Here is a 12163-nt window from a genome sequence, read left to right on the forward strand (position 1 = left end):
CCAGCAACCACGGGGCGGCCTCGCGTGCGCTTTTCCGGGCGTTTCTGTCTAGAGCGGCCTTCGAGAGCCGGGCACAGTACGTGGCCGAGTTCCTGGTGGAGTTCACACCGGATGTGTCTGAGCCGATCTGGCCGCAGGCCTATGCGGCACTGCTCGAAAGGGAGGAAATCAATGAGCCGGCGGACGCGTAGATCAGGGCTTCGGGGCGGCGGTGTACAGCTAATGCTTCCGCCGATCCCGCCGCTGCTTCGCCCGTTCCGCTCGCCGTTGGTTTCGGTTTTTTTCATGAGCCTTACTTTCGCTGTTTGGCAAAGCGGGTCTTTGCTTTGGCCGGAGCGATCTGAAATCAGGCTGCGATGTGTCGTACACTTCCTCGAAGGCAGCAGTAGCAACGTCTTCAACGGTATAGTTGCTCCCGCGATGTTGGTAATATGCGAAGACGGCCATAGCTACAGCTGCCATAGCGGAGACGAAGGCAGAGCCAACTGTAAGCCACTCTCGGAACAATCTTCCGGCTTCCGGGCTGGCAAGACGCACTCGCCCCGCGATTTCCTCCGCCTTACGCGGCGATCGAAGGTAGTCCTTCGTCGCGAGCTCGATCGCGGTGTGCACCTCTGATGTGTAGGCGGACGACGAAAAGAATTTGACGCTGTCTTTCACGATACGAAAAATACCATCAGGTATTGGAGCTCGTGCGTGACATCGAGGGCAAATACTTGCGCTTCCGCTGAACTCTACATACGCGCCCGTACCTTCGCCAAAAGGAACGAATGCTGGAGTTGGAAACATCAGTCCACAATTTTGGCAAATGGCGGGAATACGAAAAACAGCCATTCCACTCTCCTAGCCCCCCGGTGAATTCAGGCGACTTTGCGGCAGCCCAAATGGAGAGTCCAGACCATGCTGGCCCCCAAGCTGAGTCTGCCAGCGCCAATCCGTCTGCTGCAAATATTGCTTTCAAACTCTGCAAATTTCGGTTTCACGCTACAGTTTCACGCTACAATTGGCGCGCCGAGGCAGAGACCGGGTAATCCAAGACAAAATTCCCCTTGACCCATGCGCCACACAATATTGTTGTGCGATTTTCGCTCTACCCAAATGCGGGCGGCTCTCCTATACTTTGTGGATAAGTGGGCGAGGAGACCCATAAGAGGCGGATTAGAGGAAAAGGGGAACGGCCAATGCGCTGTCCGTTTTGCGGAAATATCGACACTCAGGTCAAGGATTCACGGCCCGCAGAGGACCATGTCTCGATCAGGCGGCGGCGCTTTTGCCCGGCCTGTGGCGGGCGCTTCACCACCTATGAACGGGTGCAGCTGCGCGATCTGGTGGTGATCAAGACAAACGGACGGCGTGAGGATTTCGACCGCGACAAGCTCGAGCGCTCGATCCGAATCGCCTTGCAGAAACGCCCGGTCGAACCCGAGCGCATGGATCAGATGATCTCCGGCATCGTGCGGCGGCTCGAAAGCATGGGCGAGACCGACATCCCCTCGAAGCAGATCGGCGAGATCGTGATGGAGAGCCTGGCCCGGATCGACACCGTTGCCTATGTGCGCTTTGCCAGCGTTTACAAGAACTTTCAGGCCGCCGACGATTTCGACAAATTCGTCAGCGAGCTTCGCCCGGACGCCCCGAAAGAAGGGTGAGGCGAAAGGCCCGCGGCATGAGAGACGAGGATCGGCGCCACATGGCGCATGCGCTGGTGCTGGGCCGCCGCGGCCAGGGCCGCTGCTGGCCCAATCCGGCGGTGGGCTGCGTGATTGTCCGCGATGGCCGGGTTGTCGGGCGCGGCTGGACCCAGCCGGGCGGGCGGCCGCATGCCGAGACGCAGGCCCTGGCCCGGGCCGGGGCGGCGGCGCGGGGCGCCACCGCCTATGTCACGCTGGAGCCTTGCGCCCATCACGGCCAGACACCGCCCTGCGCCGAGGCGCTGATTGCCGCCGGCGTGGCCCGGGTGGTGGTGGCGGTCGAGGATGACGACTCGCGGGTCGCGGGTCGGGGTCTCGCCATGCTGCGCGCCGCCGGCATCGCGGTCGAGACCGGCGTGCTGGCGCAGGAGGCGGCGCGCGATCACGCGGGCTTTTTCCTCAAGACCGGGGCGGGCCGGCCCTTCGTGACGCTGAAGCTTGCCACCACGCTCGACGGCCGCATTGCCACTGCCACCGGCGAAAGCCAGTGGATCACCGGGCCCGGCGCGCGCCGCGAGGTGCATGCGCTGCGCGCGCGGCATGACGCGGTGATGGTGGGCGGCGGCACGGCGCGGGCGGATGACCCGGCGCTTACCGTGCGCGGCCTGGGCATCCGGCATCAGCCGCTGCGCATCGTTGTCTCGCGCAAGCTCGATCTGCCGCTGACCGGGCAATTGGCCCAGACCGCCGGCGATGTGCCGGTCTGGCTCTGCCACGGCCCCGACGCCGATCCGGGGCTCTGCGAGGCCTGGGAGGGGCTGGGGGCACGGCTGGTATCCTGTCGGCTGGCCGGTCGCCAGGTCGACATGCGCGATGCCTTGCACGGACTGGGCGCCGCCGGTCTGACGCGGGTGTTCTGCGAGGGCGGCGGGCAACTGGCCGCCTCGCTGTTGGCGGCCGGGCTGGTGGACGAGCTGATCTGTTTCACCGCCGGCATGGCGCTGGGTGCCGAGGGCCAGCCGGCCATCGGCGCGCTGGGGGTGGAACGGCTGGCCGAGGCGCCGCGGCTGGCCCTGGCCGAGGTGCGCCCGGTGGGGGCGGATGTAATGTCGGTCTGGCGCAGGGTCTGAGGGCTGTTTCAGCGCCGCCAGAGATGCGCCTGACTGGCAAAGAGCCCCTGGAGTTTCGCCAGCAGCCGATTGGCCGGGCCGGGCCCGGGCAAGGCGCCGCCGGCGAGCCGCTGCACCACCACCTCGGGCGGGCAGGGCAGGCCGGTGACCGGATCGTGATAGCGCGGATAGGCAATCAGCGTGGCATGCACCAGTGCATCGAGCGACACCCGCGCCCGGCGCCGGGCGGGCACCGCGCCGTGATCGCGGGTCAGCCCCCAGCCGGCATAGAAGGGCGCGCCCAGCGTGGTCACCGGCACCTCGCGCAGCAGCGCCTCGAAGCCCAGCAGCGAGGTCAGTGTCCAGACCTCCTGCACCTGATCGAGCAGCGTCACCGGGTCGGCGTGATCGAGCACCAGATCGGCCAGATCCCGCGCCTCGGGCACGGCCCCCCGGCGCAGGCCGGCCTCGACATCCGGGTGCGGCTTGTACAGGATCACCGCCTGCGGGTTGGCCGCGCGCGCCGCCTCGAGCAGCCCGCGGTTGGTGTTGATCCCGGCGCAGCCGGTGAGGATCGAGGCGTCGTCCTCGACCTGCCCGGGCACCAGAATGCGATGGCCTTCGGGCAGGGCAGGTGTGGCGCCTGCCAGGTTGTATTTGCTCAGCCGGGCCTTGAGGATGTCGCGTCGCAGCCCGTAAGCGCGGTGCAGCTTGTCGGGGCGCAGGCCCTCGCTTTCGGCGATCAGCCGCTCCAGCCGGCTCTCTCGGCGCGGATCGTAGTAGATGCCCAGATCGTCGGCGACCAGCGAGAGCGGCGGCACCAAATTCGCGCCCAGCCCGCGCGAGCGCAGTGACCTGCCCCCCGCTGGTCCCTCGCTCATGACGAGAGTCTGCCGGTTTGATTTTGGTAGTCGTCGGTTTCGGGCTTGGCAAGCGTGGCAGGCGCGGAGCCCTCAAATAGCTCAAGCGCCTGCCGCGCTTGCTTTGGCGTTCTGTTCCCCAGCGAAGAGTGCGGCCTGACGTTGTTGTAATCGTAGCGCCACAGCGCCAGCTTGCGGCGGGCATCGTCGAGGGTATCGAACAGCTCTTCATTGAGAAGCTCGTTCCGCAGGCTGCCGTTGAATGACTCGATAAAGGCATTCTGCTGCGGTTTTCCGGGGTCGATGTAATGCCAATCCACGCCGTTCCTGTCGGCCCATCTCAGGATTGCCCGGCTGGTGAATTCCGTGCCGTTATCACTGACAATGCAAGCAGGCTTTCCGTAGATCCGGACGAGCGCGTCCAGTTCTCGGGCAACTCGCTCACCTGAAATGCTGGTGTCTGCCGCCAGGCACAGGTTTTCCCGGCAGCAATCATCATTCACGGCCAAGATGCGAAACTTCCGCGACGCCCCGAAGCTGTCCGACAGGAAATCCAGGGACCAGCGCTGGTTGGTCTGTGTGGCTTCAGGCATTGGCGTTCTCGAGCCCCGGGCGCGTTTACGGCCCCGCCGTCGTTTCACTGCAAGGCCCTCCTCTCGGTAGAGGCGGTAAAGCTTTTTGTGGTTCATGATCATGCCTTTTCTCTCAAGCAGCACGCCGATCCGCCGGTAGCCGAACCGGCGGCGTCTGCCAGCGATCTCCTTCATCTCCTGGCGGATCTCAGGATGGTCGGGCGGGCGTTCGCGCCGGACCGTCTTGGGGTCGACACCGACAAGCCGGCAGGCCCTGCGCTGCGAGATGCCATGATCCCGCATCGCATTGAGCGCTGCCTCTCGCCGCTCCTTCGGTGCCGTCAGCTTTTTCCCAGCAGGTCTTTCAGAACCACATTGTCGAGCATCGTGTCTGCCAGCAGCCGCTTCAGCTTGCCGTTCTCATCTTCCAGCGCCTTCAGCCGCGCGGCCTCTGACACCTCCATGCCGCCATACTTGGACTTCAGCTTGTAAAAAGTCGCCGGGCTCAGGCCGTGCCGACGGCACACCTCCGCTGTCGGCATCCCGGCTTCCTGCTCTTTGATCATCCCGATGATTTGCGCCTCGGTGAAACGGCTCTTACGCATTCGTCTGCTCCTTTAGAGTTGGCGCAGACTCTACATCATGGTGAGGGATTTTGCGGGGGGCAGGTCAGCAGGAACCCGTCCTCGACCCGCACCACCGCATCCCCGTCCCCCGCCTTGCCGGCCCAGGCCATGCGGCGGCGGCCTTCGGTCTCGGCGCGGCTGCGCGCCTTGGCGGGGTCCGCTTCGAAGACCATGGGGCGCTCGCGGCCGAACACCTTCTGCAACGGCCGGCGCTTCCACAGCCGCATGCCCGAGGCGACCCAGCCGCGATGATCCTCGCGCCAGGCGCGGGTGCGGGCCTCGAAGGCGTCGAGCGCGGTCTCGATGCCGCAGAGTCGGTCGGTGAACGGATCATACCACCGCGGATAGAGGATCATCGCGGCGGCAAAGAGCTGATGCCGGGTCAGTCGGCGTTCGCGCCGGGGCACCGGGGTCTCATCCGTGGTCAGCCCCCAGCCGGCATAGAAGGGCTGGCCGAAGACGCGGGGCTTGTGGCCGGCGAAAATCGCCTCGAAGCCCATCTGCGACGACAGGGTATAGACCCCGACTGCGCCCTCGAACAGCCGCCAGGGGCTGACCGGCTCGCTCAGCAGGGTGATGCGGTCGTTGGCGTCGGCCTCGGTGAAATGGCCGGGGCGCAGGCCGCGGGCGGTCTCGGGGTGGGTCTTGATGACGACCGGCGTGCCTGGGTGTTCCTCCTGGGCAAAGACCAGCATCTCCTGAAACTGCGCCCGCGCCGCGCCCGAGGCGGTGACCGAGGCGTCGCCGCGGGTCTGGTCGATCACCAGCACATAGCCGGGCGCCGGTGCCGCGGTCGTGGCGTCGAAACCGCTGTATTTCGTCAGATGTGCGGCCCGGATCCGGGCAATGGCGTCGCCGGCGCGGGTCATCAGCGCGGCATCGTCGAGCGGCGCCTCGGTCAGCAGCCGTTCGAGATCGCTGATCCTGGCAGCGTCGAAATGCACGCCGGCATGGTCGATCATCAGCCCCAGCGGCGGCTCGCCGCCGGCACGGCCGGGGTGGAGCGAGCGCAGAAAGGCATCCTCGATGCGGACAAGGCCGGCGCCGCGACGGGCGGCAACGGCTTCGCCGCGATGGGCCGTCGGGCTCTGGCCCCAGACCGCCACCAGATCGTCGGGGCCGGGCAGGCCGATGCGGATGTCGTAGCCGGCCAGCGTGAGGATGCGGCGCGGCCGGGGCTGGGTCAGGAAACCGCCGTTGTAGACATAAAGACGCCGGGGCCCTGCGGCCCCGGCGCGGTTGTCGTCATCGGCTGTGCTCACTTGGTCAGCCGCCGGTCAGATCGCCGGAGGCCAATGCGCTCACCGAGGTCGCCGTCGAGGACAGCGTGGTGATCGCGCCAAGGCTGCCGGTGAGGGCGGCGATGGTCTTGTTCCACTGCGACAGCGGCGCTTCGGTGACATAGAGCAGGTCGTCGTCGCGGACGATGAAATCGCGCGCCAGGAACAGCCCGTTGGGCTCGGTCAGATCGAGCACATAGACCATGCGCTGCGGGCCTTGCAGATCGTCGCGGCCCAGCACGTTCTCAGCGATCACCTCGGCCTCGTTGCGCAGGACAAAGACGCCGGTCGGATCGGCCGAAGTCGACAGCAGCCCGCCGACCTGGGCGATGGCCTCGACCGCCGAGAGGGTCTGTGTCTCGAAGGGCACGCGCGATTGCGCGCCGGTGGCGCCGAGGGCGACAAAGGCGCGGGTGTCTTCCTCGATCAGGATCTTGTCGCCGCCACGCAGGGCGATGTCCATGCGCGGATGGGCATAGAGATCCTCGAACCAGATCTTGCCGGTCTGACCGCCACGGGTGACGGTGATCTGGGCGATTTCGGGCTCGATGGTCACGCCCCCGGCACGGGCCATCATCGACGACAGCGTGCGGGTCGGCCGCTCGATCGCATAGACGCCCTGGGCGCCCACCGCTCCGACCACCGAGACGGTGGCGCCGTCACCGGCCTCGCGGCGGATTTCGACCTGCGGATCGGGGGTCTGCTCCTCGAGCTTGCGGGTGATGATGCGGCGGACGGCTTCGGTGGTGTTGCCGGCGGCCTTGATGCGCCCGGCATAGGGCACAAAGATAAAGCCCGCGCCATCGACCTGTACCGTCTCGAGCAGGGTGGAGGAGGAGGTTTCGCCCGCCAGAAGCCCGTCATCGACGTTTTCCCAGATCGTCAGTCCCAGCGTATCGCCGGGGCGGATGACGTCAGAGCCGATCACGCCGGCGGATTTGAAGGTCTCGGAAAAGCCCAGTGCGGGCACCACACCGGTGGCGCGGGTCACGCGATCGTTGACGCTGACGATGAAGGCATCGCCCTGGCGCTGCACCGATCCGGCAAAGATTTCACGCTTGTTCGGGCCGGAGCGCGGCAATCCGCAAGACGCCGCAAGCGATACGGCAAGAAGCAGGGCCACGGAACGGGCCCATCCTGTCTGATGGTTTTTCACTGCTCGGTCTCCTCGACCTTGTCGTTATGCTGCCTCAGCTTTTTGCCGCAGGCTACGGGAATCCGTATCAAAACGCCAGAGGCCGCACCTGTGGATATCAGGTCACGAGCCGCAACTGTTGCCGTGGGGCCGCGGTGCCGGAATTGAACCCGTCATAGGGATCTTCCGGTGAGAGCATCATGTCGACCACCAGCCGCAGCAACTGGCGGCGGCCCTTGGCCGAGTAGAAACCGCCCGGCACCTGGCTGGTTTCCAGCAGGTAGCGGCGGTAATCCTTGTAGGCGCGGTTGTCGGGCCGCTCGGGCGCGGCAAAGAATTCCTTGAGCGGCTGCATCGAGACGAATTCGGGTTTGGCATAGACCGCGCGGCCGAAGACCCGGAGCGGAATGCCGCGCCAGAGCACCTGCTGACCGGCGGTGGAATTCACCGTCACCGCGCTGCGGGCATCGTTCAGCAGCGGCGCAAGCTTGCCGCCGCGGACATAATGCACCCGGCCCCTGACACCGTATTTCTGCGCCAGCCGCCGAAGCTCGCGGCGGATGTTGGTGCGGCCGTTTTCCAGCGGATGCGCCTTGAAGACAAGGTGATGATGGCCCGGCGCGCCCTGGGCAAAGCCTTCGACCACCAGTTCGAGAAACTCGGTCATCCGCTTGAACGGCGAATGTTCGAGGAAGGAGCTGTCATGCTCGAGTTGCAGCAGGCAGAGGTGATAGGGATAGCCGCCGTGCCGGATGCCGAAGGTCGCGGCGCGGCGCTCCAGCGCGTGCAACGGCATCAGCAGCAGCCGCTTGAGATACAGCGCGAATTCCATTGTCACCGGCAGGTCGCGATGGGCGCGGAAATTGCGGTAATCGCCGTTTCGGAACATAACGAACCAGTGGTAAAGCGCGCCATAGAACACATGTTGCCGGGTGTCGCCCCAGTGGCCCGGCGGCAGCGGCGCCTCCATGTCCGACAGTTGCAGCGCCTTCTGCATCTCGTCGACCGGCATCTCCATCAGACGCGAATGGCCGTTCGCTCCGCCGCGCTCATAGGTCACCCAATAGGGCCGCATGTAGCCCTCTTCGAAGACATGCACGGTGAGCCCCAGATCGCGGGCGATCCGGATCGCCTCGGCGTGGATGGTGCGGGTGTCGCCATACAGCACGATGTCGGTGACCTGCCGTTCGGCGATCATCCCGGCAAAGGCCTCGGGCCAGCCTTCGGGGGTGCCGGTGTAGGGGATGAAGCTCTTGGGGTGAAACCAGAATGCCCGGTCGCCGGCGTTGAACCCCACCCGCCAGACCTGCGCCCCGGTGAGCCGCAGCATCCGTCCCAGACGGTGAAAGAACGGGCCGTGCGGACCCTGTAGGAACAGGAAGACCCTTTTCTCTCCGGCGGCGTTGCCCATCAGGCGGATTTCCCTCATACGGTTGCGGATGGCGGCTGTGTAGCAAGCCATCTGGACGAAAATATGGCCGAAAGCGCCAGCAGCGGCGAGGGAAAACGATGTTTACCGGGATCATCACCGACATGGGCCGGATTGCGGCGCTTGAGAAGCGCGGCGACCTGCGGGCACGGATCACCACCGGATATGACACCGCGACGATCGAGATCGGCGCTTCCATCGCCTGTGACGGCGTCTGCCTGACGGCGGTGGCGCTGGGGCCGGACTGGTTCGACGTGGACATCAGTGCCGAGACGGTGTCGCGGACCAATCTCGATTTCTGGGCCGAGGGGCGTACGATCAATCTCGAACGGTCGCTCAAGGTCGGGGACGAGCTGGGCGGCCATATCGTTTCGGGCCATGTCGACGGCGTGGCCGAGATCGTGGCGATGACCGACGAGGGGGATTCGACGCGGCTGACCCTGCGGGCGCCGGAGGCGCTGGCGAAATACATCGCCTCCAAGGGCTCGGTGGCGCTCAACGGCACCTCGCTGACGGTCAATGAGGTGGCGGATTGCACGTTCGGCATCAACGTCATTCCGCATACCCAGGAGGTGACGACCTGGGGGCGGGCGCAGGTCGGCGACCGGGTCAACCTCGAGATCGACACGCTGGCGCGCTACGTGGCGCGGCTGCGCGACTGGGGCTGACCGGCGACACCAAAGCCGCGCCAAATTGGCGAAATCTGCAAAATTAACCCATCGGCAAGGATGTCGGGCTATCGTCGCTGAAGAATGTGTTCTTCTCGATTGGGCGGAGCCTGTCGATGACCCGTGATCTGACCCGCCGGCGCCGTGACCTCCCGGACTGGACGAACCTTCTTGCGGTGCTGCCGCTGGCCTGGGCGCTGCTGGTGCTCGGGCTGGGCTGGGGGCTGGGGTACGAGGGGCTGGTGCGGCTGCGTGCCGATCTTCCGGCGATGGTGCCGGAAACCGCGCTGGCGCTGGTCTTTGCCGGCATCGGAACGCTGGCCACGATCAACCGATGGCCGCCGGCAGTGGCGGCGCTGGCCACCCTGGCGCTTGCGGCGGTGGTCGGGGCCTATTTCATCGAGCCGGTGATGCGCCGCGGGCTGGCCGCGGGCGAGCGCATCGTGCCCGCCCCCGGCGACGGCATGGCAATGGCCACGGGCTTCTGTCTGCTGTGCCTCGGCATCGCGATCGTGGCGCTGGCGGTGCCGGTCCGCGGCGCGCGTGCGGTCGCCATCACCGCCAGTGCGCTCTGTGCCTTGGTGTCGGGCACGGCACTGATGGCACATGGCTTGTCTTCGGCCTCGGTGCGCGATGTGCTGGGCTTCAAGGAAATGTCGCTCTCCACCGCGGCGGGCGTCTTCCTGCTGAACCTCTCGCTGGTATTGTCGCACCGCGACAGCCCGCATTTTCGCGGCCTGTTCGGCCCGCGCCGGCAGAGCGTGATCCTGCGGGCCTCGCTGATCCTGTCGATCCTCGGGGTGCTGGTGATCGGCGAGCTGACGCGGTTCATGACCCTGCGTGACTGGATCACCCCGGATTTCCGCCTGGTCTTCCTGTGCAGCGCGATGATCGCCTTGCTGGTGGCCTCGGCGCTGATCGTCGGCTTTCTGATCGACCGGCTGGAGGCCGAGAAAAAACGGATCACGGCGCTCGAGAGCGCCTCGGACCGGGCTTTGCAAAACATCGAGATCAACAACGCCCGGGATGAGAACCTGCGCATCCTGGGCCAGATCGTCGCCGGGGTGGCGCATGATTTCAACAATGCTCTCACGGCCTTGCGCGGCAACCTTGAACTGATGGAAATCGATCCCTCGAAATCCGGCACCTACCTGCGCGAGGCGATCAGCGCCGCCGACCGCGCTGCCGGGCTGACCAATCAGCTGCTGGACTCCGGCCGCCAGACCCGGCTGCACAAGGGCGACGGCGATGTCGTCACCATCGCCGAGCAGGTCGTCGAGCTGTTCAAGCGGGTGGCGCCGATCAACATCGGTGTGACCCTGACCGCGCAGCCCGCCACCCTGGGCCGGGTCGGGATCGACGATTCCACGCTCGAGCGGGCGCTGCTCAACCTTCTGGTCAACGCGCGCGACGCCATGCCTTCGGGCGGCGATCTTCATGTCACGATCTCGCAGCGGGTCATCACCAACGGCTTTGCCGCGACCTTCAATTTCAACGCCGGCCTGACCCCCGGCGAACATGTGGTCATCGAGGTCACGGACACCGGCTTGGGGATGGATGAGGCGACGGTGCGCAGGGCGGTGCAGCCCTATTTCACCACCAAGGAGGTGGGCAAGGGCAGCGGCCTCGGGCTGGCCTCGGTCAATGGCGTCTGCCAGCAGATCGGCGGCGGCCTGCTGATCAACAGCGCACCGGGGGCGGGCACCACCGTCGTCGTCGCGCTGCCGGTCGCGCCCGCCGAAGACGACCAGGCCACGCCGGCCGGGGAGGGCAGCGCCCCGGTCGATATCCTGCTGGTGGCCAACAGCGCCTGGCGGCACCGCGACGTTCTTGGCTATCTCGATGGCCAGGACCGGCATGTGCGCCGGGTGGGCACCGAGCAGGAGGCGCTGGAATTTCTCGACATCACCCGGCTGCCCTCGGTGGTGCTGATCGACGAGGGGCAGTTCGGCGGCATCGACGGCGAGCAGATCCGCGCCGATATCGAAAACCGCTTTCCCGATCTTCCGGTGGTCTATGTCGGTGACTACGGCGAAAGCCGCTTTGACCGCGCCGCCCCGTCCGACAAGGGCGACCGCACCCTGGCCTGCGCCTGAGCCCGGGGCCGCGGCATCCTTTTCCCCGCCGCCCCTTGCAGCCCCCCAAGCCCATGACTAAGACTCTGGTAATTCCGGCGGGGTAGAAACCCCCAGAGCACAAGAGGCAGGCTGCGATGCACGACCCGTTAGACACCTACATGAATACGCTCGTCCCGATGGTCGTCGAACAGACGAGCCGCGGCGAACGCGCCTACGACATCTTTTCGCGCCTGTTGAAGGAGCGGATCATCTTTGTCTCCGGTCCGGTGCATGACGGCATGTCGTCGCTGATTGTGGCCCAGCTTCTGCACCTCGAGGCCGAGAACCCCTCGAAAGACATCTCGATGTACATCAACAGCCCCGGCGGCGTGGTGACCAGTGGTCTTTCGATCTATGACACGATGCAATACATCAAACCCAAGGTTTCGACCCTGGTGATCGGCCAGGCGGCCTCGATGGGCTCGCTGCTGCTGACCGCCGGCGAAAAGGGCATGCGCTTCTCGCTGCCCAACAGCCGCATCATGGTGCACCAGCCCTCGGGCGGCTATCAGGGCCAGGCGACGGACATCATGATCCACGCCGAGGAAACGCTTAAGCTGAAGAAGCGGCTGAATGAAATCTACGTGAAGCACACCGGCCAGACCCTGAAAAAGGTGGAAGCCGCGCTGGAACGCGATAACTTCATGTCTCCCGAGGACGCAAAGGACTGGGGCCTGATCGACGAGATCGTCGAAAATCGCGCCAAGGCGGGCGACGAAGACTAAGCAAGGGGCGG

At 65.7% G+C, this 12163-nt stretch carries 9 protein-coding genes and 2 pseudogenes; 5 read left to right on the top strand and 6 right to left on the bottom strand.

Annotated features, from left to right (window positions below; genetic code table 11):
* Positions 1–219 precede the first annotated feature (219 nt).
* Positions 220–834 (bottom strand): hypothetical protein, encoded by a 615-nt coding sequence (locus AC0J5K_RS05190; RefSeq protein WP_274563460.1) that lies wholly within the window; start codon positions 832–834, stop codon positions 220–222.
* 347 nt (positions 835–1181) lie between these two features.
* Here AC0J5K_RS05190 and nrdR point away from each other — a divergent pair, with 347 nt between their 5' ends.
* Both nrdR and ribD read left to right on the top strand, forming a co-directional pair.
* Entirely contained in the window at positions 1182–1649 is a 468-nt protein-coding gene (gene nrdR / locus AC0J5K_RS05195) for a transcriptional regulator NrdR (protein WP_048532372.1), read from the top strand.
* 17 nt (positions 1650–1666) lie between these two features.
* The gene (gene ribD / locus AC0J5K_RS05200) at positions 1667–2761 is read left to right on the top strand and encodes a bifunctional diaminohydroxyphosphoribosylaminopyrimidine deaminase/5-amino-6-(5-phosphoribosylamino)uracil reductase RibD (RefSeq protein WP_274563462.1); all 1095 of its coding nucleotides are present in this window, start codon (positions 1667–1669) and stop codon (positions 2759–2761) included.
* Between the two features lie 8 nt (positions 2762–2769).
* On the opposite strand, the pseudogene AC0J5K_RS05205 reads toward ribD, so the two are convergent.
* From AC0J5K_RS05205 to AC0J5K_RS05225, 5 genes and pseudogenes are all read right to left on the bottom strand, one after another.
* Positions 2770–3591, bottom strand: a pseudogene (locus AC0J5K_RS05205) (capsular polysaccharide export protein, LipB/KpsS family); the annotation flags it as partial.
* Positions 3592–3617: 26 nt separating this feature from the next.
* A protein-coding gene (locus tag AC0J5K_RS05210; protein WP_203277091.1) for an IS3 family transposase occupies positions 3618–4777 on the bottom strand; the annotation gives its coding sequence in 2 pieces (ribosomal slippage) (positions 3618–4519 and positions 4519–4777; 1161 coding nt in all).
* 68 nt (positions 4778–4845) lie between these two features.
* A pseudogene (locus tag AC0J5K_RS05215) lies at positions 4846–6060 on the bottom strand (capsular polysaccharide biosynthesis protein); the annotation flags it as partial.
* A 4-nt stretch (positions 6061–6064) separates the two neighbouring features.
* Positions 6065–7201, bottom strand: coding sequence for a polysaccharide biosynthesis/export family protein (locus tag AC0J5K_RS05220; protein WP_473009822.1), 1137 nt, complete (start codon positions 7199–7201; stop codon positions 6065–6067).
* 130 nt (positions 7202–7331) lie between these two features.
* Complete coding sequence (locus AC0J5K_RS05225) at positions 7332–8624, bottom strand: capsule biosynthesis protein (RefSeq protein ID WP_074837184.1); 1293 nt, start codon at positions 8622–8624, stop codon at positions 7332–7334.
* Positions 8625–8722: 98 nt separating this feature from the next.
* Here AC0J5K_RS05225 and AC0J5K_RS05230 point away from each other — a divergent pair, with 98 nt between their 5' ends.
* The 3 genes from AC0J5K_RS05230 (at position 8723) to AC0J5K_RS05240 (ending at position 12152) form a co-directional block, all read left to right on the top strand.
* Positions 8723–9310 (top strand): riboflavin synthase, encoded by a 588-nt coding sequence (locus tag AC0J5K_RS05230; protein WP_274562599.1) that lies wholly within the window; start codon positions 8723–8725, stop codon positions 9308–9310.
* Between the two features lie 116 nt (positions 9311–9426).
* Entirely contained in the window at positions 9427–11406 is a 1980-nt protein-coding gene (locus AC0J5K_RS05235) for a sensor histidine kinase (RefSeq protein ID WP_274562597.1), read from the top strand.
* Positions 11407–11522: 116 nt separating this feature from the next.
* Positions 11523–12152 (top strand): ATP-dependent Clp protease proteolytic subunit, encoded by a 630-nt coding sequence (locus AC0J5K_RS05240; RefSeq protein ID WP_048532365.1) that lies wholly within the window; start codon positions 11523–11525, stop codon positions 12150–12152.
* The last annotated feature ends 11 nt before the right edge of the window (positions 12153–12163 follow it).

The sequence above is a fragment of the Marinovum sp. E3 genome, assembly GCF_055755275.1.